The 22,373-nt window shown below is 65.5% G+C and carries 23 protein-coding genes; 6 read left to right on the top strand and 17 right to left on the bottom strand.

The features are described from left to right. Nucleotides 1-14: 14 nt before the first annotated feature. From I603_RS10075 to I603_RS10065, 3 genes are read right to left on the bottom strand one after another with little or no spacing between them, the layout of a single operon-like run. A complete protein-coding gene (locus I603_RS10075; protein WP_068864624.1) occupies nucleotides 15-1,277 on the bottom strand; it encodes a hypothetical protein in 1,263 nt (420 codons plus the stop codon). Then, on the bottom strand, nucleotides 1,274-2,080 hold the full coding sequence (locus I603_RS10070; protein ID WP_068864622.1) for an outer membrane lipoprotein-sorting protein: 807 nt from the start codon (nucleotides 2,078-2,080) through the stop codon (nucleotides 1,274-1,276). Before I603_RS10070 ends, I603_RS10075 begins: the two co-directional genes overlap by 4 nt. Continuing rightward, complete coding sequence (locus I603_RS10065; RefSeq protein WP_084440034.1) at nucleotides 2,073-4,436, bottom strand: efflux RND transporter permease subunit; 2,364 nt, start codon at nucleotides 4,434-4,436, stop codon at nucleotides 2,073-2,075. The genes I603_RS10070 and I603_RS10065 overlap by 8 nt, the downstream gene beginning before the upstream one ends. A gap of 320 nt (nucleotides 4,437-4,756) precedes the next feature. Here I603_RS10065 and I603_RS10060 point away from each other — a divergent pair, with 320 nt between their 5' ends. Next, nucleotides 4,757-5,368, top strand: coding sequence for an ECF-type sigma factor (locus I603_RS10060; RefSeq protein ID WP_084440033.1), 612 nt, complete (start codon nucleotides 4,757-4,759; stop codon nucleotides 5,366-5,368). 15 nt (nucleotides 5,369-5,383) lie between these two features. On the opposite strand, the gene I603_RS10055 is transcribed toward I603_RS10060, so the two are convergent. Continuing rightward, nucleotides 5,384-7,615, bottom strand: a complete 2,232-nt coding sequence (locus tag I603_RS10055; RefSeq protein ID WP_068864620.1) for a serine/threonine-protein kinase — start codon at nucleotides 7,613-7,615, stop codon at nucleotides 5,384-5,386. A 166-nt stretch (nucleotides 7,616-7,781) separates the two neighbouring features. On the opposite strand from I603_RS10055, the gene I603_RS10050 reads away from it, so the two are divergent. After that, nucleotides 7,782-8,165, top strand: coding sequence for a hypothetical protein (locus tag I603_RS10050; RefSeq protein WP_068864618.1), 384 nt, complete (start codon nucleotides 7,782-7,784; stop codon nucleotides 8,163-8,165). A gap of 79 nt (nucleotides 8,166-8,244) precedes the next feature. Next, nucleotides 8,245-9,066 (top strand): hypothetical protein, encoded by an 822-nt coding sequence (locus I603_RS10045; protein ID WP_068864616.1) that lies wholly within the window; start codon nucleotides 8,245-8,247, stop codon nucleotides 9,064-9,066. Between the two features lie 212 nt (nucleotides 9,067-9,278). On the opposite strand, the gene I603_RS10040 is transcribed toward I603_RS10045, so the two are convergent. Then, a complete protein-coding gene (locus tag I603_RS10040) occupies nucleotides 9,279-10,280 on the bottom strand; it encodes an adenosine kinase (RefSeq protein WP_068864614.1) in 1,002 nt (333 codons plus the stop codon). Between the two features lie 124 nt (nucleotides 10,281-10,404). Between I603_RS10040 and I603_RS10035 the strand changes: the two genes are divergently transcribed. From I603_RS10035 to I603_RS10025, 3 genes are read left to right on the top strand one after another with little or no spacing between them, the layout of a single operon-like run. Then, entirely contained in the window at nucleotides 10,405-11,118 is a 714-nt protein-coding gene (locus I603_RS10035) for an EI24 domain-containing protein (protein WP_068864612.1), read from the top strand. After that, nucleotides 11,115-11,498, top strand: a complete 384-nt coding sequence (locus tag I603_RS10030) for a hypothetical protein (RefSeq protein ID WP_068864610.1) — start codon at nucleotides 11,115-11,117, stop codon at nucleotides 11,496-11,498. Before I603_RS10035 ends, I603_RS10030 begins: the two co-directional genes overlap by 4 nt. A gap of 24 nt (nucleotides 11,499-11,522) precedes the next feature. Further along, nucleotides 11,523-12,500 carry an SH2 domain-containing protein gene (locus I603_RS10025; protein ID WP_232305349.1) on the top strand — a complete coding sequence of 326 codons (978 nt, stop codon included), beginning with the start codon at nucleotides 11,523-11,525 and terminating at the stop codon, nucleotides 12,498-12,500. A 4-nt stretch (nucleotides 12,501-12,504) separates the two neighbouring features. On the opposite strand, the gene I603_RS10020 is transcribed toward I603_RS10025, so the two are convergent. The 12 genes from I603_RS10020 to I603_RS09965 all read right to left on the bottom strand — a co-directional run bounded on the left by I603_RS10020 (nucleotide 12,505) and on the right by I603_RS09965 (nucleotide 22,213). Next, on the bottom strand, nucleotides 12,505-12,975 hold the full coding sequence (locus I603_RS10020; protein WP_068864607.1) for a hypothetical protein: 471 nt from the start codon (nucleotides 12,973-12,975) through the stop codon (nucleotides 12,505-12,507). A gap of 4 nt (nucleotides 12,976-12,979) precedes the next feature. Beyond that, on the bottom strand, nucleotides 12,980-13,345 hold the full coding sequence (locus I603_RS10015; RefSeq protein ID WP_068864605.1) for a HesB/IscA family protein: 366 nt from the start codon (nucleotides 13,343-13,345) through the stop codon (nucleotides 12,980-12,982). Then, the gene (locus tag I603_RS10010) at nucleotides 13,345-13,782 is read right to left on the bottom strand and encodes an SUF system Fe-S cluster assembly protein (protein ID WP_198157242.1); all 438 of its coding nucleotides are present in this window, start codon (nucleotides 13,780-13,782) and stop codon (nucleotides 13,345-13,347) included. Before I603_RS10010 ends, I603_RS10015 begins: the two co-directional genes overlap by 1 nt. A gap of 5 nt (nucleotides 13,783-13,787) precedes the next feature. Continuing rightward, on the bottom strand, nucleotides 13,788-14,963 hold the full coding sequence (locus tag I603_RS10005; protein WP_068864816.1) for an aminotransferase class V-fold PLP-dependent enzyme: 1,176 nt from the start codon (nucleotides 14,961-14,963) through the stop codon (nucleotides 13,788-13,790). Nucleotides 14,964-15,010: 47 nt separating this feature from the next. Then, nucleotides 15,011-15,775 (bottom strand): SufD family Fe-S cluster assembly protein, encoded by a 765-nt coding sequence (locus I603_RS10000; RefSeq protein ID WP_068864602.1) that lies wholly within the window; start codon nucleotides 15,773-15,775, stop codon nucleotides 15,011-15,013. Next, nucleotides 15,775-16,518 (bottom strand): Fe-S cluster assembly ATPase SufC, encoded by a 744-nt coding sequence (gene sufC, locus I603_RS09995; protein WP_068864600.1) that lies wholly within the window; start codon nucleotides 16,516-16,518, stop codon nucleotides 15,775-15,777. The genes I603_RS10000 and sufC overlap by 1 nt, the downstream gene beginning before the upstream one ends. Beyond that, complete coding sequence (locus I603_RS09990) at nucleotides 16,518-17,063, bottom strand: DUF559 domain-containing protein (RefSeq protein WP_068864598.1); 546 nt, start codon at nucleotides 17,061-17,063, stop codon at nucleotides 16,518-16,520. The genes sufC and I603_RS09990 overlap by 1 nt, the downstream gene beginning before the upstream one ends. After that, the gene (locus I603_RS09985) at nucleotides 17,056-17,376 is read right to left on the bottom strand and encodes a hypothetical protein (RefSeq protein ID WP_068864596.1); all 321 of its coding nucleotides are present in this window, start codon (nucleotides 17,374-17,376) and stop codon (nucleotides 17,056-17,058) included. The genes I603_RS09990 and I603_RS09985 overlap by 8 nt, the downstream gene beginning before the upstream one ends. Continuing rightward, complete coding sequence (gene sufB, locus I603_RS09980; protein ID WP_068864594.1) at nucleotides 17,376-18,857, bottom strand: Fe-S cluster assembly protein SufB; 1,482 nt, start codon at nucleotides 18,855-18,857, stop codon at nucleotides 17,376-17,378. Before sufB ends, I603_RS09985 begins: the two co-directional genes overlap by 1 nt. Continuing rightward, nucleotides 18,854-19,282 (bottom strand): SUF system Fe-S cluster assembly regulator, encoded by a 429-nt coding sequence (locus tag I603_RS09975; protein ID WP_068864592.1) that lies wholly within the window; start codon nucleotides 19,280-19,282, stop codon nucleotides 18,854-18,856. The genes sufB and I603_RS09975 overlap by 4 nt, the downstream gene beginning before the upstream one ends. Before the next feature lie 87 nt (nucleotides 19,283-19,369). Next, nucleotides 19,370-21,187: a DUF885 domain-containing protein gene (locus I603_RS09970; protein WP_068864591.1), complete on the bottom strand. Its 1,818-nt coding sequence runs from the start codon at nucleotides 21,185-21,187 to the stop codon at nucleotides 19,370-19,372. A gap of 99 nt (nucleotides 21,188-21,286) precedes the next feature. Continuing rightward, entirely contained in the window at nucleotides 21,287-22,213 is a 927-nt protein-coding gene (locus I603_RS09965; protein ID WP_084440031.1) for a helix-turn-helix transcriptional regulator, read from the bottom strand. Between the last annotated feature and the right edge of the window lie 160 nt (nucleotides 22,214-22,373).

Here is a 22,373-nt window from a genome sequence, read left to right as displayed (position 1 = left end):
ACCAATCCGGCACGTCAGAACGAGAAGCGCACGCCGCTGAGCACTCTTGTCCGCTCTGAAAACTGCCCGAATATGCCGCGGCGCGAGCCATAGAAGATGTCGCCGCCAAGAAAGATCGCAAAGCGGTCGTCGATCCGCCTCACCAGTTCCAGCCGGACCAGACCATCCGTGTCGGTGAGCGAATTGAGCCATTCGGCCCGCAGCGCATGCCGGTTGTCGTCAAAATCCTTCTGGACCCGCAGCGTGGAAATCACGTCCGTACGAGGGCGCACCAGCGGGCGGTCCGATGCGACATGGTCGGCGATCAGTTGCACGTTGACATAGGTGCCCAGCGGCCCGGAAAAATCCGCTCCGATCCCGCCGACGACACGATCCACTTGCGCGACTTCGGCGCCCATTGAGCCTGCGACCACGAACCGCGCGTCGGGCGTCCAGGCGGCTTCCAGCCGGCCGACAACTCCGCCGAACTGGCGCACGAATTCCAGCCCGATCGTGTGCCGGCGCGGGTGGCGCAGTTCGATCTGCCTGCCGTCGAACACGGGAATGCCGTCCTGATCGATGCCGCGCACGACCGAGACACGCAGATCCGTTGCATCCAGCCTGTAGGACAGCCGCGCGCCGATGGTGGCATCGCCGATCAGGTTGCCGCGGTCTTCGCGGATGATCGGCGGCAGGGGGCCGGCCGGTTGCAGCCCCGCCAGAAAGCGCGGGGCCTGCGGGAAGAAAGCGGCGCCGGTTTCGGCCAGCTGGTTGACGGTGGGATCGGGTGCGAACACGAAATCGAGATCGACCCGGCCGATGATCGCCTGCATCCGCGCTGCCCATATGGCGATGCGATCGGGACGGGGATCGCGGGCGAGCCCTTCGGTCAGGCGCGCCGGGCTGACCGTATCGACCACCCGCGCCCCGTCGATCGATCCCCAGGCGATTTCCTGCTTGCCGAGCCGGAATTCCAGCGCGCCGGCCGGGATCGCGAGATAGAATTCATCCATCTCGATGCGGACATCATCGCCCTTCACCAGCGGCGCCGAGATCGGGGAAAAGCCGCTGCGCGCACCGGTGCCGGTTCTGGACCCGGCTGCCTCGATCCTGAGCGACATCACCGCCTCGATGCCCGATCCCAGCGCGATGGTGGTCTCCGGCTCGATCAGCAGGTTGGCCTTGGCCAGCCCGTCTTCATCGACGGCGAGGGCCAGTGCGCCGTCGATGGTCTGCGCGCTCGCGGCGGTTCCCCCCAAAACTGCCGCGAGCGCGCATAGCGCGGCGGCGAGCCTCACGGCATGCGGCCGGAAGCACGGTCCAGCCGCGCCGGGTCGAACAGCGCATCGTCCGCGCCTGTCGCCTTGGCAAGGCCGGATACGGTGACGACGGTGGCCCGCCCGGTCACATGGTTGGTGACGGTGAAATCGGTCGCAGTCAGCGAGGCGCCGACCTTTTCGAGCTTGCGGACCGAAATCGTCTTCAGACGCTTGCCGGCGGGATCGGTGAAGGTAATGCTTCGGGGAAACCAGGTGGCGGGATCGACTTCGGCGGTAAAGCCGCCATAGCCGATCTCGCGCGCGATCCGGGCGCTCTTGGCTGCGCCCTTGAGGATATATCGCCCATTGTCCGCACGTCCGCCTGCTGAGAAAGTCCAGTCGGCCAGCCCGAAGATGAAACTGTCCTTCACATCGCCATAGGACAGTTCGGTTCCCATGAAGCTGTCCGCCCGGTCCGACGCGGGAACGCGGCGGGTGCGGCTGGTGGCGGGCAGATAGAGCCAGGTCTCGTCGACCTTGCTCGCCGCCTTGTGGTCATAGCTGAGGAAGGACGTCCCGCGAATGCTGGCGGGCGTGTCGAAGGCCAGCAACAGGCGATGGGTCGCGCCCGTCTCGGTCCGCAGCATTCTCGCAGCACGTGTGCGCGAGCGTCCCTTGTCCTGCATCACGAAGGTAATGGTGCCCTTGCGCGGGTCGGCATTGGGCCGCTCGGCGATGTTGCGGGCAATGGCATCCCCCGTCATGGTCCCCTGTGCCGCTGCCCCCAGAGAGAGGGATGCAGTGGCCACGGCCGAAAGGGCGATCAGCGCAATCCTATGCATGGGTCGAACTCCATTTGCGTGAGGTGACAGAAGCGATGGCAGGAACCAGCACCAGCGCGCCGAACAGGCTGCCCAGAGCGGCAAAGGCGATCAGCAGGCCGAACCAGCGCAGCACCGGCGTCTCGCTCAGCGCAACCACGGTAAAGCCGGCGCCAAGGCTCACGGCGCTGAAGAAACAGGCCCGCATCACGGTGACGTAATTGCCCGAAAGCGCGGCGAGCAGATCCTGCCCCCGCGCGATCTTGCTGCGCAGTTCCTGCACGAGGTGGATGCCGAAATCGACGCCGAGGCCGGCGGCAATCGCGGCGCACATGCTGGTCGCCGGGGCCAGATCGATTCCGACAAGGCCCATCGCGGCATAAAGCAGCACAATCCCCGATAGCACCGGCAACATCGCGACCGACGCCGGGCCGAAGCCGCGCAGCAGCACGAAGGTCGCCAGCCATACCATCAGCACCGCCGCGCCGATGGTCAGCGGATGGCTGGCCTTGAGCGAATCCATCCAGCCGTCATTGACTGCCATTCGCCCGCTGAGCGATGCCTTGAGTCCGGTCTGTTGCGACCAGTCCTCGACTATCGCGCCGACCTCGCGGATCACCGGCTTGGTGGAGGAATATTCCCCGTTTTCCAGATAGCCGCGCACCATCGCATAGCGCCTTCCGAAATCGAGCTGCGCGTCAAAATCCTCGGGATCGCCGCTTGCCTCGTAAAGGAACATGTATTGCGCCGGGGCATTCGTGCGGTCGGGCAGCGCGCCCGGACGGGCGGCGTTCAGCCGCTCGTGCATCAGACCGATGGCATCGCCATAGCTGGTGACCTTGCCGATCTGCGGAATGGCTTCGAGGCGGCGCTGCAGATCGACGATCTGGCGAACGGCATCGGCAGTGAGCAGTCCCTCGTCCTCGCCGCTGTCGATGATGACATCGAGGATATTGCCACCCGAAAACCGCTCGGCCAGAAGGTCATCGGCCACCAGTACATCGTCGCCGGCAGTGAAGTAGTTGCGCCGCTCGTAATCGAACTCGACCTGCGAAGCGGCGGCAAGAGCGCCGCTTACCACCACCGCAGAAAGCGCCAGAGCGGCACCAGGCCGAAGCGCGCTCCACCTTGCTATGCGCGACAGCAGATTGTCGAGGATTGCGGCGCGCGCAACCGAAGGGGGCAGGTCCGCCAGCCGCAGCTGGATCAGCGGCAGCACCGTAAGGCTCAGCAGGCAGGCGACCATCACGCCGACCGCGCCCACCAGTCCGAAATCGGCTATCGGCTTCATCGGCGAACCGATCGCCAGCCCCGCAAAGCCCAGCGCCGTGGTGACACTGGTAAGAATGATCGGCAGCGCCACCTTGTCGATCGCGGCCTGCATCGCCTGCGCCCGCGTTCCCGTGGGATCCTGCGCGCGGGCGCGCTGGTAGGCGAGCGTGAGGTGGATGCTGTCAGCCACCGCAATTGCCATCACCACAACCGGCAGCGCCGTGGTGATGAGGTAGTATTTTGATCCGATCAGTCCGATTGCGCCGACCGCGCTGAGGGCCGAGCCGATCACCACCACGATCGGACCGATGATCGCCTGCCCGCGCCGCAGCGCCAGCAACAGGAACAGGCCGATCACCACGAAGGCGGCAGGAAGGAATATCTTGGTATCGCCCGCAATATGTTCGGCCAGGCGTGCATTCATCGTCGCCACGCCCGACATGTGGACGCTGACCCCCGGCGGTGCGGCCTCAAGCGCCAGATCGCGCATGGCGGCGGTCACTTCCTCGGCACGGTTGGGATCGCTGACCGGCACAATCACCATCAGCGCGTCCTCGTTTTCGGAGACAAGTGTCTCCGCCAGAGCCGGCATCTGCCGGTAGAGCGTCAGCGAGGCCTGCGGATCGATGGCGTAAGGGTCGATGATCTCGGGAGCTTCGAGATCCCCGCTCGCCGTGGCGAGGATCGCCTTTTCCGAACCTATGCTGATGACGCCCGGCTCCACCCCGTCCAGCGTTGCAACCTCATCGGTAAAGCGGTCCACCGCGGCAAGGGTCGGCGCGTTGAATGCGCTGGTGCCGGGTTCCTGCGCGAACACCACGATCGCCGGATCCTCCAGCCCGAAAGTCTCGCGCGCCATCTCGCGCGCCAGCCATGCCGGGTGATCGTGGCTCACGAAGGCATCAACCGAGGGATCACGCTCCAGCCAGCCCAGGCCTGCGGCAAACAGCGCCACCGGCAGCAGCCCGACCAGCGCGGTCAGCCATGGCAGGCCGACGATCAGCCCCGAAAATGTGGGCCACTCGATCTCCGGAAAACCCACATCCATGATCGCGCAACGCTGGGCATCGAGGCGTGCTTCATCGGGTCGGTCTGGATTGGACATGCGTTTTTCTCCAATGGCGCCGTTCCTCGGCTCACCATGAGAGACGCAATCGCCGGACAAATCCGGACAGAATTTTCTTGCCTATCGTGACTTTTCACGACAAGTTTATGCTACAAAAGCTGAAATTCCCGGTCGCAAAGCTGCAAACCTGACAGTGGCCGGGAGGGTGTGAGCGTCCTTACAATCCATCGCCACGATGATTGCGCCTGCTCCGAGCCCCCGGTCGCGAAACAAGTGAAGGACATGCGTCGGCATGGGGACTGCGGTCCGGCAGGGGCCGGTCGATTGCGCGATTGTCGCATGCGGAAAGGGATTACGCGATGCTGCTGGACATGCGATCTGCCGATATCCGCGGGAGTCAGGCATGGGAGGGCGAAGATTTCGCCGGATCGATCGCCTATGCTCCGGACGAACGGGAACGGGCCGAGGCGCTGATTTCCGAGCATTACGACACGCTGATCGGCATCGCCCGCGCCAAGCGCCGCCGCAACGGCCTGAGCGATACGGTCAGCACCGTCGATCTGCTGCACGAGGCCTATGTGCGGATCGGCGGGCAGACCCTGTTCGACGACGGGGCGCATTTCATCCGCGCCGTCAATCTGGCGATGCGCCATGTGATCATCGATCACGCGCGGCGCAAGCTGGCCGACAAGCGCGGTGGCGGAGAGCGCGACGTCACGCTGGACGAACGCTCGCCGGTCTTGCCCGAATTCTCCGAAACGCCCGAAGAACTGGTCGGCATCGCGCAATTGCTGCGCGCACTGGAGGCGTGCAACCCGCGCTGGCTCAAGGTGGTGGACGCGCGCTATTTCGGCGGCATGACCGAGGATGAAACCGCCAGCGTGCTCGGCGTCTCCGCCCGCACCATCCGCCGCGACTGGACCGAGGCGCGGCAATGGCTGGCCCGGCAAATGGGGCTGGCCGCCGCCTGAAACCAGCGTGGAAGGCTAGCGCCCGACCCCCTGGCGCTTCGCTTCGGCGGCAACCCATGCTTCGGCCTGCGCCAGTCGCCAGGCATTGGGCATGCCGCGTTCCAGCCCCGCCTTGTTGGCGCGGGCCAGCGCCAGCCGCTTGCGCGCCCCGGCTATGTCGCCGCGCGATGCCAGCAGCCGGGCGCGGGCCATCTCGCCCATGGTGGGTGACAAGTCTTTCTCCTTCGCCACGGCCTCCATTCGGGCGACCACCACTTCGGCACCTGCCAGATCGCCATTGGCCACCAGTGCCGCCGCATGGGCGCACGCGCCGTTCAGCCAGCTCGGCGAGGTGTCGCTGTTGTAGCGGGCAATCATCTCCAGACCGATGCGCGTGTCCGCGAGGGCCCCGGCAAGGTCGCCCCGCGCCAGTTTCGCCTCACCGCGGAGCATATGGGCAAAGCCGGTCATCACATTTTCGCCAATCGCCGCACGCATCGGGCCGAGCACGATGTCGGCCTGTTTCAGCGCGGCTTCGGGCTGGTCCGCAAAATACAGCTCCGCCGCCGCAAGATTGACGCGTGTGGTGCCGAGATTGGCTTGATCCGCCAGCGGATTTTCCGCTTCCGTTTTGACCGCTTCGCGATAGGCGGCGGTCGCCCCGATCCGGTCACCCACGCCAAGGCGCGCACTGCCCAACTGGTTCCACAAGAAGGAGCGGTAATGCGGCGCGTCCTCGGTCTTGAGCGCGGCTTCGATCACGTTGATGGCGCGCTGCTGTGCCTCTGGCGCGTTGGTGGCCATGGCAAGGTCGCTGACGACCTGGACATGATTGACCGAATTGGCATCGAAATTGGCCGACATTTCCCGGTCGAGGTCTTCGAGAATGGCGATTGCCTTGTCGCTTTGACCAGACACATCGTAGGAATTTGCCAGAAACACGCGCGCAAGATCAATCAGCCCCTTGGGGCCATAGCCTTCGGCAATCCACGGTTCGAGCACCGCAATCGCGCGCTGATTATCGCGCCGCATGGAAAAATGCATCCCGACTGCGTAACTAATCGCCGCCGCTGTGCCCGGCGCGTTCTTGCGGTTGTCGTGCGCCTCGCGCCAGCGTTCCATCAGGATGCGCGATTCGCGTTCCACGTCGGCATCGCTACCCGATAATCTGCGCAGCAGGTCGCCATAGGCATCCTTGGCCTCGTTGAGGGCCTCGGCACGATCGAGAAAGAACTCCGCCCGTTCCAGCTCGGACTGCGCGCGCGCCGCCTCGGCCTCGGCCTGGCGGGCATAGTTGAGGCTGACGAGGGTGCCGCCCACCAGCGCGACCACGAAAGCCGCCGCCAGTGCGGCTGCCACCGGCGCCCGGCGGACGAATTTCCCGGCGCGATAAAGCGTCCCGCCCTGCCGCGCCGCGACGGGGCGATGGTCGAGCACCGCGGCGACATCATCCGCCAGCGCGTCGGCCGTGGCATAGCGATCCGCCGGAAGGGTCGCGGTGGCCCGGCGGATAATGGCCAGCAGGTCCGGATCGGTCAGCGCGCCGGAATTGAGCCGGACGCTGCCATCCTCGGCGCGATCCGGCACGGCGCCGGTCAGCAGTTCGTGGAGGATGCAGCCCAGCGCGAAAATGTCAGTCTGGACCGTCGGCGGCTCGCCGCGCAGCTGCTCAGGCGCGGCGGTGGATGTGGTGAAGCTGCCGCTTGGCACCGTCTCGCCCCCGGCGAGTGCGGCGATGCCGAAATCGATCAGCCGCACCGCGCCCTTGGCATCCAGCAGGACGTTCTGGGACTTGAGATCACGGTGCAGCACCAGCCGGCCATGCGCGTGGGAGACCGCGGCGCACAGTGCGACAAACAGCCGCAGCCGCTCGCCGCGCGGCAGGGCCGAGGCCTGCGGCATGATCGGCGCGCCTTCGACCAGTTCCATCGCCATCCACGGCCGGCCATCCTCGTGGGTGCCGCCGTCGATGATCCGGGCGATGCCGGGATGGTCCATTTCCGCCAGCCGCTGGCGTTCTGCGCCGAAGCGGTCCACACGGATGGGATCGTTGTCATGGATCAGCTTGACCGCAACCGCCTGATCATAGACGCCGTCGGCACGCCTTGCACGATAGACCTGCCCCATGCCGCCGGACGCAATCGGCGCTTCCACCGCCCACGGGCCAAGCCGGACGCCTTCGGCAAGCGGCGGCGCGCTGCGATCCACACCGGCGGAGGTGCGCATGAAGGTCCGGTCACTGCCGCCCGAGTTATCCGAAGTGGTCATGCGCCGCTCCCCCCTCACATACTTATGACAAATCAGGATTTCTCATTCAATGTTTCAAAACATTCGCGCCCGAGGGCCGGACATGCCGATCAGGCCAGGGCATTAGGGCGGTGACAAATTGATCCCGATCATGGCAAGCAGGCCCATCAGGGAGGATAAGACAAGCATGACTCATCGCCTCGCTCTCATAGCCCCGCTCGCCCTGCTTGCGCTGACCGCCTGCCAGAGCGCCGGAAGCGACAACCCGCCACCGATGGTGGGCAAGCGCACGTCGCCTTCCGCCGATGCCCGCGCGCCGGCCTTTGTCGAGGCGGCCTGCGGGGGGTGCCATGCGGTCGAACCGCCGTTCCTTTCGCCCAATCCGGCCTCGCCCAGCTTTGCCGCGATTGCCAACCGGCGCGGGCTATCGGAGCAATCGCTCGCCGACTGGCTGGCCGAGGCGCACAACTATCCCGAGGACATGGACTTCACCCTCACCCGCCCGCAGATCGACCAGATCGCACGCTATATGGTGACGCTGCGCAAGGCGGGTTACGTGCCCGACGAGTAAGCCATTCCGGCCAGGCCTTTGTCCCCCGCCCCCGAACGTGCTAGACCGCGCGCGGTCGCAATCGGGAAGGGAGATCTCGATGCCGTATCGTCACGCGCACTATTTCGTCGGTTTTGTGCTGCTGGTCATCATGGCCGGCTTCTGGGCAACCTATTTCAGCGTCGCAGGCGGGGTGCCGGTGGCGTTTCATGTCCACGCTGTGTCCTCGATGACGTGGCTGGCGCTGCTGATCGCGCAGCACCTGACGATCCAGCGCCGCGCCAATGCCCTGCACCGCCAGATGGGCCGGGCCAGCTTTGCGCTGTTCCCGTTCCTGATCCTCGGCTTCATGATGATCGTGAACGTCTCTGCGGCGCGCTACAGCACGGCGCAGCCCGGCGAGGGCATCCTGTTGCTTGGCCCGGCCTTCGGGATCGGGATGGGGGTGGCAATCTCGGCCTACCTGACGCTGTTTTATCAGGCGCTCAAGCAGCGCCGCAATCTCAAGCTGCACGCCGGATACATGCTGGCGACCCCGCTGATCCTGTTCGAAAGCCCCTTCAGCCGGGTGCTGCTCGATTATCTACCCTGGATGAACGTGATCGGCAGCGAGGGGCCGCGCATGGTGCTGGATGCGATCGTGATCAGCAACACGCTGGGCATCGCGTTCGCGCTGGCGGTCTATGCGAAGAACCGCAAGCACGGTGCGCCGTGGCTGGTGGCGGCGGGCTTCATGGGGCTGCAATCGGTGACGATGTGGTTCGCGCCCGATGTGCCGCTGATCGGCCGGGCATTTGCTGCCTATGCTGCTGTGCCGCCGGGCATCACGCTGGCGCTGGGCGTGGTAGCAGGCGCGGTGGCGGCATGGCTGGGCTGGGAGGCAGGCAAGGCCCCGCCACGACGCGCGGCGGCAACCGCCTGAACGGCGAGCTTTCCTACAGAAAGGGCGCACGGCTAGGTTCGCCGCCGCTCTTTCTCGTCGTCAGCCAACAGCAGCATCAGCCAGCCCTGCCGGAAAGGCGGGAAAAGGCCCCCGTTCCCCTGTCCGTCAAACGCGGAGTTATCGACTCAAGCCATTGATAATCAAGGATATTCTGGCCCAGCGCCAGCTTGACAGGGTGTCAAGTTTGTCAACTAGAGCCGCTCTGCCATCAGCGCGAGCATGTCCGCTTCCGGCCGCGGGCCGTAATGCGCGATCACTTCCGAGGCGCAGATCGCCCCGCGCTTGAGGCACTGCGTCAGCGGCTCGCCCTTGACGTAGCCGGAGAGGAACCCGGCCGCGAACTGGTCGCCCGCGCCGGTGGTGTCCACTACCTTGATCACCGGCACCGCAGCCACTTCCGCCCGCTCGCCATGGGCAATCGCGACCGCGCCCTTCTCGCTGCGGGTCGCCACCAGCACCGGCACCTTGCCTGCCACAGCGGCGAGACCCGCCTCGAAGTCGTCCTCGCCCGTCAACGTCGCCAGCTCGCTTTCGTTGACGAACAGGATATCGATCACGCCGTCATCGATCATCGCCTGAAAATCGGCGCAGTGGCGTTCGATCACGAAGCTTTCGGACGCGGTGAAGGCGACCTTGCGCCCGGCATTGCGGGCGACCTCGATGGCGCGGCGCATGGCACTGCGGGGTTCTTCGGGATCCCACAGATAGCCTTCGAGATAGAGGATCGCGGCGCTGGCGATCAGGTCTTCATCGAGCGCCGAGGCCGGCAGGAACTGGCCCGCGCCCAGAAAGGTGTTCATGGTCCGCTCGCCATCGGGGGTAACGAAGATCAGCACGCGGCCCGTCGCCGGTTCGCCTTCACGCGCCGGAGTGTCGAAATCGATGCCGGTGGCGCGCATGTCGTGCCGGAACACCTTGCCGAGCTGGTCGTCGGCAACCTGGCCGATGAAGGCGCATTGCAGGCCGAGCGTCGCCAGCCCCGCCAGGGTGTTGGCCGCCGAACCGCCCGAAAGCTCGCGCGCGGGGGGCATCGCCTCGTAGAGCTCCTCGGCCCGCGCCTCGTCGATCAGGGTCATGCCGCCACGGTTCAGTTGCAGTTCCTCGATCAGATCCTCCTCGCAGGAGGCAATCACGTCGACCACGGCATTGCCGATGGCGATCACGTCGTAACGGGGCGGAGTGGTCTCGGGCACGGGAGAATTCCTTGGATATGGTCTGGCAGCCGCCTAGCCGCCTTCGCACCCCGCGCCAAGCATCTGTGTGCGGGATCGCGTCCTCGCGTTGACTTCGTGCGGGCGGCGCAGCATCGCGGGAAGCATGTCCGCCGTCCCTGCCGCGCTTGTGAAGGCCCTCGGCCAGCTTGGCGACCGCCGCGTCGTGGCGGTGGTGGTCAAGAGCGTCGGCCTGACGCTGGTGGCGTTCGCGCTGCTGGGTGCCGCGCTATATGGCACCCTTTCGGCGCTGTTCCGGAGCGAGCGGCTCGCCGCCGTCTTGCCCGAAGGCTATGCCGAAGCGGCCCAGGCGCTGCTCGCGGTTGTCATCGGGCTGGCGGCGTTCTGGTTATTGTTCCGGGTGGTGGCGCTGGCAGTGCTGCAGTTCTTTGCCGACGAGGTGGTCGCAGCGGTCGAGGCGCGGCATTACCCCGCCCGCGCGCTGGAGGCGCGGCCGCTGCCTTTCCGCCGCGACCTCGCGAATTCGCTGCGCGGGCTGATGCGGGCGCTGGGCTATAACCTTCTGGCGCTGCCGGTGGCGGGGTTGCTGGCCTTCACCGCCTTCGGTCCGGCGCTGGTGTTTCTGGGTGTCAATGCGGTGCTGCTCGGGCGGGAGCTGACCGACATGGCGTGGTTGCGGCATGCAGCGGGGAATGACCTCGGCAATCCGGCCGGGCCGGGGGAGCGGTTCCTGCTCGGGCTGAGCGTGGCCGGGCTGATGCTGGTGCCGGTCGCGGGGCTGCTCGCGCCGGTGCTGGGCGCGGCGGCGGGCACCCATCTGGTGCTTCGCCGCCTGGACAAGACGGAGAACGCGGCATGACAAAGCGCATTACGATCCTTGCGGCCATTGCTCTGACGCTGGCCGGATGTGTCGGCGGCAGCAAGCCCGCGCCTGCCGCGCCGCCTTCCCGCAGCGGGGTCGTGCGGGTGCCGCAGGTTATGGCACCACAGGGGCTCGAAGGCGTGATCGGCTCGCCGGCCGGCACGCTCACCCGGCGCTTCGGCAATCCGCGGCTGGATGTGTTGGAAGGCGATGCGCGCAAGCTGCAGTTCGGCGGGACGACCTGCGTGCTCGACATATACCTTTATCCGCTGCGACCGGGAACCGAGGCAGTCGCAGCTCACGTCGAAGCGCGGCTGCGACAGGGCGGAGCAGCGGTCGATCGCGGCGCCTGCATCCGCGAGGTGGAGAAACGGTAACCCCGTCTTAAGCCTGTTCGTGCCATGGCTCTGGTCGAAACCGGAGGAACCGAACGGGCCATGACGACGCATTTCATCGAGCTTGCCAGAGCCGCCGCCGCCGAGGGGCGCGTGACTGCGGACGAACTGCTGGCGCTCCGCCGCGAAGGCTGGGGCGACGGGATCATCACCCGCGCCGAGGCCGAAGCGCTTTTCGCGCTCAACAATGCGCTGGATGAGCGCAGCGAGGAGTGGGTCGATTTCTTCGTCGAGGCGATCGGCGAATATGTCCTCAATGGCGCGCCGCCGCGCCTGCAATGCTCGGATGCCGAGGCCGAATGGCTGATCGGGCAGATCGACCATGATGGCACGGTCGAAAGCATGGCCGAACTCGAATGCATGGTGCGCATCATCGAGCGCGCCGAGAATACGCCCGACCGGCTCAAGAACTACGTGCTTGGCGTTGTCGAGCGCGAGGTGCTGACCGGCGCCGGCCCGACCCGCTGCGGCGGCGAGCTTTCCGCGACCCACATCAGCGCAGCCGAATGCCGCATCATCCGCCGCGTGATCTTCGCCAGCGGCGGCCATGGCCCTGCCGCGGTCACTCGCTTCGATGCCGAAATGCTGTTCCGCCTGAAGGATGAAACCCTCGCCGAGGAAAACGCCGCCGAGTGGGACGAACTGTTCATTGACGGTGTCGCCAACTTCCTCAAGGGCTTCACACTCCAGAACGCGCAGGTCAGCCACGAACGCAAACTGGAACTGGAAGCCTTCGTCGCGGACAACACACCCAACGTGGCCCGCTTCATGGGCAAGGTTGCGCGCGAGGTGCCGCAGGTCGGCAATCATTTCGGCAAGGTGTTCGGCAAGCGCGAGGGCGGCCCGGACTACGCCGCGCTCGCGGCAAAGGGCGAGGCGGTGACCGATCACGAAAACGAATGGCTCGAAAAGATGATCGCCGCCGATGGCGAGGTAGACGAGCTGGAAAGTCGCCTGCTCGCCCGGATCGCGGCCGGAAACTGACGGGTCAGCCCTTCAGGGCCGCAAATCCGGTCTGCGCCAGCCGCCGCCAGCGGCGCTGGCGATGCGCGTAGAACACCCGCGCAAATCCGGCGATCAGGGGGGTGAGCAGCCCCGCCTCGATGGCGACCCGGTCGGTGTAGGTGGTAGTGCCGTTCGCACCGGGAGAAATTTCGATCCAGTGGTCCCAGCGCCTGATCAGCGGGCCATAGCCGTTGTCGCGGATGTAGCGGGTGTCCCCCTGCGGTTCAGGCTCGCTGATCACCACCGCCTGCCAGCCGATCGGCAGCACGCCGAACAGCCACATCCATGCGCGATATTCGCCAGGCTCCCAGATCGCGGGAAAGGCCCGGTCTCCCTTGGGCGTGAAGCGGATCAGCGGTGCGGCGAGGTGCAGCAGCAAGGCCGAGGTGCGCACCCGTGCCCAGGCTTCATCAGACGTGCAGGCAAGCGTGGTGGTCAGCGCGACCAGTGCCATGGGCTCAGACCATGAAACTCTCGCCGCAGCCGCAGGCACCCTTGGCGTTGGGATTCTCGAACACGAACCCGGCGGTGAAATCGTCCTCGCGCCAGTCCATCACGCTGCCGATAAGATAGAGCACACTGGCCCCGTCGATATAGAAGGTGCCGCCGGGCGTTTCGATCTTCTCGTCAAACCTCGCCTCGGTCGTGACGTAGTCGACCGAATAGGCCAGGCCCGAACAGCCCCGGCGCGGGGTCGACAGCTTGACGCCGATCGCGTCTTCGGGAGCCTTGCTCATCAGTTCGGCGATGCGGGCCTCGGCGCTCGGCGTCAACGTCACGGCGGCCTTGGGCGCAGGGCGGGCGGTTGTGGTTGTCTGCGTCATCACAGCATCCCCAGTTCGAGCCGGGCCTCGTCACTCATCTTGTGCGGACCCCATGGCGGATCCCATACCAGAACCACCTCGGCATCGCGAATCCCCGGCACCGAGGTCACGCGCAGTTCGACCTCGCCCGGCATGGTCTCGGCCACCGGACAATGCGGGGTGGTGAGCGTCATGGTGACGGTGGCGTCCGAATTCTCGTCCACCTCGACCCCGTAGATCAGGCCAAGATCATAGATGTTGACCGGAATTTCCGGGTCATAGATTTCGCGCAGCGCCTCGATCACTTCGGCCTGCAAGTCGCTACCCGCCCCGCCGACCGGATTCTCGGCAGGCTTGGCGGCGAGAAAGCCGTCGAGATAGTCGCGGGTGCGCGGCGCATCGGTGTCCACGGCATCTTCGACGCGGGCGCGGGGGGGCTTTTCGGTCGAGCTGTCCATCGCTCTCATCCTTTTCCAAAAATCCGGCGGGTACGGGCGATCCCGGCGATCAGCGCGTCGATATCGGCCTCAGTCGAATAGAGCCCGAAGCTGGCGCGGGCGGTGGCCGGAACCTTGAGATAATCCATCAGCGGCTGGGCGCAGTGGTGCCCGGCACGGATCGCGACGTTGCTCTCGTCGAGGATGGTGCCGAGGTCGTGGGGGTGAATATCGTCGATGGCGAAGCTGACGATCCCGGCGCTGTCATCGGGGCCGAACAGGGTCACGTCATTCATGGCGCCGAGTTCGCGGCGCAGGCGGGCGACCAGCTGTTGCTCATGCGCGTGGATACGCCCGGGGCCGATGGCGCTGACGTAGTCGGCGGCAGCGGCGAAGGCGATCGCCTCGGTGATTGCGGGCGTGCCGGCTTCGAAGCGCTGCGGGCCGTCGGCATAGGTGGTGCGTTCAAACGTCACCCGGTCGATCATCGCGCCGCCACCCTGGTAAGGAGGCATGTCGGCGAGCAGTTCCTTGCGTGCCCACAATGCCCCGATCCCGGTCGGGCCGTAGAGCTTGTGCGCTGAAAAGACGTAGAAATCACAGTCCAGCGCCGCGACATCGACCCCCATGTGAGGCGCGCTCTGGCATCCGTCGAGCAGCAGCTTCGCGCCGACCTTGTGCGCCAGCGCGGCGGCTTGGCGAGCGTCGAGCACCGAGCCGAGCACGTTCGAAACATGGGCGAGCGCGACCAGCTTGTGCGCCTCGGTCAGCATGGCTTCGGCGGCATGGAGGTCAATCCGGTGATCATCGGTCAGCGGGCAGACATCGATATGCGCCCCGACTTCTGCCGCCACCATCTGCCAAGGCACGATGTTCGAATGGTGCTCCAGTTGCGAGAGCAGGATGCGGTCACCCGCCTTCAGGTTCGCGCGCCCCCACGTCTGCGCGACGAGATTGATCGCTTCCGTCGCGCCGCGGGTGAACACGACCTCGTCCTCGTGCCCGCCGATGAACTTGGCGATGGTCCGCCGCGCCGCCTCGTAGGCGAGCGTCATTTCGGCCGAGCGGGCATAGACGCCGCGGTGGACGGTCGCGTAATCCTCGCCCAGAGCGCGCGCCATCGCATCGATCACCGCGCGCGGCTTTTGCGCGGTGGCAGCGGTGTCGAGATAGTGCCACGCCTTGCCTTCGCCCGTCACCATGCCGGGGAAATCGGCGCGCAGATCGCGGGTGATGGTGGCGGGTGCGTTCACAGCTTCGCCCCCTCCAGCGCAGCCAGCGCGGCTTCAAGCAAGCGCTCACGCTCGCCCTCGTCTTCCAGCGCCACGAAGGCATCGCCGATGAAGGCCTGCACCAGCAGGCGCTGCGCGCTCGCCGGATCGACCCCGCGCGCCATCATGTAGAAGCGCGCGCCTTCGTCGAGCTCGCCGACCGTCGCGCCGTGGGCGCATTTCACATCATCAGCGAAGATTTCGAGCTGCGGGACGGCATTGGCGCTGGCGCCTGCTTCGAGCAGCAGGCCCTTGAAGTCCTGCGCCGCATCGGTCTTCTGCGCATCGCGCGCGACCTTGATTTCGCCGAGGAAATTACCGATGCCGCTGTTCCAGTGGACGCTGCGCACGGTCTGGTTGCTGGTCGCCTCAGGCTCGGCATGGGTGACCTGCGTGACGAATTCGCGGGTTGCATCCCCGCCGCCGATGGTCACGCCGCCGAATTCGAAATGGGCACCCCTGGCGAGCCGCACTTCCACTTCGACACGGGTGTAATCGCCGCCCGCATTGGTCACGAAAAAGGCAGCGCTGGCCCCTTCGCCGAGCGTCACGCGGATGCGGTGCACCTCGGGCGCATCGGAGCCGACGATCATGCAGCGCATCAGGCTCTCGCCTGCGGGCACATCCACTGTCTGCCACTGGTCGAGCGCCCCGGCACCCAGCCGCGCGAGTGCGTCCATATCGGCATAGCGCCACGCCTCGTCGCGGCGGGTGGGAAGGGTCAGGGTTGCAGCCTCACCCATCACGCCATCACCGCGTCATAGCCCTCGGCTTCGAGCCTGAGCGCGAGTTCCGGTCCGCCGGTCTCGACGATGCGCCCACCGGCAAGGATGCTGACCTTGTCGGGCGCCACGACGTCGAGCAGGCGCTGGTAGTGCGTGATCAGCAGCACCGCCTTGTCGGGGCTGCGCATGATCGCGTTGATGCCGTTGCCGACGATCCTGAGCGCGTCGATATCGAGGCCCGAGTCGGTCTCGTCCAGCACCGCAAAGGCGGGGTCGAGAATGCCCATCTGCACCATCTCGGCGCGCTTTTTCTCGCCGCCCGAAAAGCCGACATTGACCTGCCTTTTGAGCATTTCCATGTCCATCTTGAGCAGGCCCGCCTTGTCCTTGGCGAGCTTCAGGAACTCGCCGCCGCTCAGCGGTTCCTCGCCGCGCGCCTTGCGCTGGGCGTTCAAGGCCTCGCGCAGGAACTGGACGTTGGAGACGCCGGGAATCTCGACCGGGTACTGGAAGCCGAGGAACAGCCCGGCGGCGGCGCGTTCGTGGGGTTCCAGCGCGAGCAAGTCCTGCCCCCGGAAGGTGACGCTGCCCTCAGTCACCTCGTAGCCGGGCTTGCCGCCCAGCACATGGGCCAGCGTCGACTTGCCCGCGCCGTTGGGGCCCATGATCGCGTGGACCTCGCCCGCAGGGATGGAGAGGGTCAGGCCCTTGAGGATCGGCTTATCGCCGACATTCGCGTGGAGATTGGTGATTTCGAGCATCAGTACTTCCTTGGGGGACGTTTGCCGTCTTCGCCCGACTTGGGGCGCGAATAGGTCTGCTTGGGGTTGGCCGCCTTGTGCGCGCGGGCCGCGGCTTTGCGCTCCTCGATCCGGTCGCGCATCACCTGCGTGAGCTGTTTGAGCACCGCGTCCATGTCGGTGAGGATATCGGCGGCGGCGATGCGCATCACCTTGATGCCGACCGCTTCGAGGCTCTTGTCGCGCCGCTTGGCGAGGGTGTCGTTCTGCCCCTCCTCGTCGATCGCCAGCGCGAGGCCGAGGTTGTGGCAGTTGAAATCGACGATCGCGCTGCCGACCACGGCGTGCCGCTTGAAGGTATATCGGCCCATGTCGGCGGCGGCGAACTTCGCGGCGAGCGCCTTGTGCGCCTCGGACGAATGCCGCCGCAACTCGCGCGCCTGTTCGTGCAGGGCATCGAGCCGCTTCTCCGAAATCTCCCACCCGCGGCCCTTCTTCTTGAGCGCGGGGGCTTCGGCGGAGGAGGCAGCCTCGGGGTTGAGGGCGAGGGTTTTGCGTTCAGTCACTTGTGCTCGCCTGATTTCTGACAAAGGTGCAGCCAAATCTCGTGTTGAAGCCGTGAAAGTTTCCTTCCGGATCAATCACAAGGCCGACAAGGTTCTCTCTTGCGAAGCTATCTTCACGCGCAGGATCGTCGATCCCGAAATTCACGCACAAGGCTCCGCTTTTCTCTTCGACTTCGAACCAGTCATACCGGATGGCCGCGTCTTGAAAGACGGCATCGCTGCCCGAGACCACGAGCGTTGCTCCATCGTTTGGATCAAACCAGGCGCCTTGCATGGCCGAAGGAAGTTCGTCCTGACTAGTGAACCGGGGCATCACCCCACGCTCCCCTCAAGCGAAATCGCCAGCAGCTTCTGCGCTTCGACGGCAAACTCCATCGGCAGCTCTTTCAGCACGTCCTTGGCAAAGCCGTTGACGATCAGCGCCACGGCTTCCTCTTCGCCAAGCCCGCGCTGCATCGCGTAGAACAGCTGTTCGTCGCTGATCTTGCTCGTGGTCGCCTCATGCTCGATCTGCGCGCTGGGGTTCTTCACCTCGATATAGGGCACGGTATGCGCGCCGCATTGATCGCCGAGCAGCAGGCTGTCGCACTGGGTGAAATTCCTCACGCCGCTGGCGGTCGGGCCGACGCGCACCAGCCCGCGATAGGTGTTGTTCGACTTGCCCGCCGAAATCCCCTTGGAGATAATCGTTGAGCGGCTGTTCTTGCCGTTGTGGATCATCTTGGTGCCGGTGTCGGCCTGCTGGTAATTGTTGGTCACCGCGACCGAGTAGAACTCGCCCACGCTATCCTCGCCGTTCAGCACGCAGGAGGGATACTTCCACGTCACCGCAGAGCCGGTTTCGACCTGCGTCCAAGAGACCTTCGAGCGGTCCCCCTGACACAGCGCGCGCTTGGTGACGAAGTTGTAGATGCCGCCCTTGCCCTCAGCATTGCCGGGGTACCAGTTCTGCACGGTCGAATATTTGATCTCGGCATCGTCGAGCGCGACCAGTTCCACCACCGCGGCGTGAAGCTGGTTTTCATCGCGCATCGGCGCGGTGCAGCCTTCGAGGTAGCTCACGTAAGCGCCCTTGTCGGCGACGATCAGCGTGCGCTCGAACTGGCCGGTGTTTTCGGCATTAATGCGGAAATAGGTCGAAAGCTCCATCGGGCAGCGCACGCCTTCGGGCACATAGACGAAGGTGCCGTCGGAGAAGACCGCACAGTTCAGCGCCGCAAAGTAGTTGTCGCGCACCGGCACGACCCGCCCAAGCCACTTCTTCACCAGATCGGGATATTCGCGGATCGCCTCGGAGATCGAAAGGAAGATCACGCCCGCGCGCTTCAGCTCCTCGCGAAAAGTTGTGGCGACGCTGACGGAATCGAACACGGCATCGACGGCGACCTTGCGCGCGCCCTCGACGCCGGCGAGCACCTCCTGCTCCGCCACGGGAATGCCGAGCTTGTCATAGACCGCCTTGATCTCGGGATCGAGTTCATCGAGCGACGCAATGGTCTGCTTCTTCTTGGGCGCGGCGTAATAATAGGCGTCCTGATAGTCGATCGGAGGATAGCCGACCTTGGCCCAGTCGGGCTCTTCCATGGTCTGCCACATACGGAAGGCCTTGAGGCGCCATTCGAGCATCCATTCGGGCTCGTTCTTCTTGGCGCTGATGAAGCGGACGGTGTCCTCGTTCAGCCCCTTGGGTGCGAATTCGGTGTCAATCTCCGCCGACCAGCCATGCTCGTAATCGGCAACCTTGGCGGCCGCCTCGCGCGCTTCGCGATCTTGCAGGTCGGTGTCGTCGCTCATGCCGGATGCTCCTCGAGAGTGATGGGACGCGGGCTGCGCAGCTGGGCGAGGCTGATCCCCGCCAGCGCGCCGCGCAGCGCGTCGTTGATGATCGGCCAGTGCGGCTTCATGCTGCACCCGACCTCGAAATCGCACGGGCCGTGATCGATGCAGGCGGTGAGCGTTATTGGCCCTTCGACCGCCTCGACGATATCCGCCACCGTAATCGCCGCCGCCGGGCGACCGAGCTGCAAGCCGCCATGCGCGCCGCGCACCGAGCGCAAAAGGCCCGCCGCAGTCAGCTTGGAGACCAGTTTCTGCACGGTCGGCACCGGCAGGCCGGTCTCCGCCGCGAGTTCGGCCGCGCTGACCCGCCCGTCACCACAATGCATGGCGGCCTGGCACATCGTGATCACCGCGTAATCGGCTAGGTTGGACAGGCGCATTGCGAGCGGTTCTCAAATCGGACAGAATCGTTCCGATTTCCAATTAAGACCGATCCGTTCGCATTTCAACCGCAAACAGGCCCCCGGTCACGAAGCGCGGCGGGCCTCGATCCACTGGTCGACATTCTCCTCCAGAATCGAAAGCGGCACCGGGCCGTTGACCAGGATCACATCGTGGAAGGCGCGGATGTCGAACGCATCGCCCAGCTCCGCGCGCGCTTTCTCGCGCAGTTCCATGATCTTGAGCTTGCCGATCATATAGGCTGTCGCCTGCCCCGGATAGACGATGTAGCGCTCGATCGCCTTTTCGATGTCGCCGGGCGGGTTGGGGGTATTCTCGGTCAGCCAGCCCATCGCCTGCTCGCGGCTCCAGCGCTTGTGGTGGATGCCGGTGTCGACCACCAGCCGCCCCGCGCGCCACAGCTCCATGCCCAGCCGCCCGAAATCGGAGTAGGGATCGGTGTAGAAGCCCATGTCCTTGCCCAGTTCCTCGGTATAGAGGCCCCAGCCTTCCGAATAGGCCGTCACCCCGCCGAAACGGCGGAAGGCAGGCAGGTTGCCCAGCCCGGTCTGGATCGAGCGTTGCAGGTGGTGGCCGGGAAGGCCCTCGTGATAGGCCAGCGCCTCGATCTCGTTCTTCGACATGTCGCGAAGATCGTAGAGGTTCACGTAATAGGTGCCGGGGCGCGATCCATCGGGGGCCGGGCTCTGGTAGAAGGCCTTGCCTGCGCTCTTTTCGCGGAAGGCCTCGACCGGCTTGATGACCAGCGGATCCTTGGGCAGCGTGGCGAAGAATTCGGGCAGCTTGGCGGTCATGCGCGCCAGATGCGCCTCGGCCTCGGCGAGATAGTCCGCACGGCTGGTGTGGTAGAAGCGCGGGTCGGTGCGGGTATATTCGAAGAACTCCTGCAGAGTGCCCTCGAAGCCGACCTTCTTCATGATCGCCCGCATTTCACCGTGAATGCGTGCCGTTTCCCGCAACCCGATCGCATGGATTTCGTCGGCGGTAAGATCGGTGGTGGTATAGTTCTTCAGCAGCGCGGCATAATAGGCGTCGCCCTGCGGCAGTCGCCACACACCGTCATCAGTCGGGGCGATGGCCTGCTGGCGCTCCATCTCGGCGAGCAGTCGCTGATAGGCGGGAACGACGCTGTCCCACCAGAGATCCCTCGCCCCGCCGGTGATCCCTGCCTTCACGTCAGCGTCGAGATCAAGCTTGTCGAGCTTGCCCGCAAGATCGACAAGCACCGCATTGCCGTCGCCCGCATCAAGCAGGTTGCGGATATCGGAGATGACATAGGGGTAGACCCATTTCGGGGGCATGATGCCCTTGTCGGCCCGCTCACGCGCCTGGGCGGTGAGCGCATCGAGCTGGGAGCCCATGCCGGCGATCCGCTCGACATAGGCAAGCGCGTCCGCCTCGCCGGAGACCCGGTGGATGTTGATGAGGAAGGCAGGCATCCGGCTCTGCGCGCCGTTCATCTGGTCGAAGATGTAGCCGTAATCGCGATAGGGCCACAGGCTCGCCCGGCGCGCGGCCATCGCATTGAACAGGCGGTAGGACAGCGCCTGCTGTTCGGGCAGGGCCGCCGGATTGTAGCGACGGCGCATCGCCGCAAGCGTCTGCTCAAGCAGGACATATCCGCGTTGCTCGGCGGCATCCGAAGGATCGTCCCACTTGCCGTAATCCGCGTCGCGGATGCCGCGATAGGCCTTGCTCTGCGGCGACATGGCGAGCTGGGCATCGTCATAGGCGGCGAACAGCGCGTCGATATCGGCCTCGGCCCGGGATATCTCGGCGGGAGCACCTTGCGCAGCGAGCGGGGCGGGCAAACCGGTGCAGCCAAGCGCTGCGGCGATCGCAAGCGCGGAAACGGGGGCGGCGAAGATTCGGGCAAGCGTCATCGGACTTCCTCATTATCGGCGGTGGCGGCGGCCGGCTTGCGTGGCGGTCTAGCCGCGACGCGCTGGAGATGACAACCGCAGGGCAGGCAAGAGGCGGTTTCAGCCATTCAGTTCGCGCAGATTCTTCGGCGCGATCATCTCCGCCAGATAGGGCGTCGACGGATCGGTCAGCCGGGCCGGGGTGCGGCCTACGAAGCGGGTTATCTCGCGGATCACGTGCGACTGGTCGAAGAATGCCTCGGCCAACTCTGCCTCGGCCTGGTCGGCCAGGGCCGGGCCGGAAAGCAGGGCTGCAGCGCGCAAGGCGCGATACTTGCGGGCCAGCGTCCGCGGCGGGAGACCGAAATACCGCTCAACAAGGCGCTGGACCTGACGCACGGAATAACCTGCCACGCCATCGAGGTCGGCCAGATCGGGATTGAAGGAGGCACCCAGCCAGCGGCCCACAGCGATGATCAACTCGAGGTGGCGCGGATTGACCGGACGGGCATGGCGGGCAACGAAATCGCCGACCGCGCGCGCGCAGGCAGGACCGGTCATGGTGCCATTGCGATAGGCTTCGAGCAGGATTTGCCCGAGTTCGCCGAAGTCCCGGCCCAATACCGTGGCCGCGGGAAGCAGCCGGTCGCGATACTCCCCCGCATGAAGGCCGGTCAGGGCCGCCCAGCCCAGGGGGGTCAGCGCCGCGCCAAAGGCATGAAACGGCCCTTCAACGACGATCGGCGTCGCCCGCGAGAGCGGGGTGAGCAGACCCACTTCATGATTGGGATCGCGGCGGCCGTCGGCGAAATGCATCTCTCCACGGCCATGCGGAAACAGGCATATCTGCCCGATCGCAGCCGGCTGGATATCGCGGATTACCGGCTCGTCGCAGCGGAAATGGTAAAGGGTGGTGATGTAAGGCGCGACCGCCTCGGGCGGAGCGATGTAGTCGATGCTGATCAGTGCCGCAGGCGTCAGCGCATTGGCATGGGCCAAGGCCGCGTCACCGGACGAGGATTGGGGCAGGGGCGTATCGGCGTCCATCGCGACCCGATACGCTCAACGAAGGCAAAGTTTCCCGCCCGAAAAACGCGCAAAAAAAGGCGGCGCTCCGGTAAAGAGGCGCCGCCCGTCGAAGTTGAGGAACTCATTGCATTACTGCTCCGAGCCCTTCGGGTCGCAGAAGGGGATATAGCGAGCGAAT

Source organism: Erythrobacter dokdonensis DSW-74 (genome assembly GCF_001677335.1).
GTDB lineage: Bacteria > Pseudomonadota > Alphaproteobacteria > Sphingomonadales > Sphingomonadaceae > Erythrobacter > Erythrobacter dokdonensis.
This window is presented reverse-complemented; position numbering and strand designations above follow the sequence as displayed.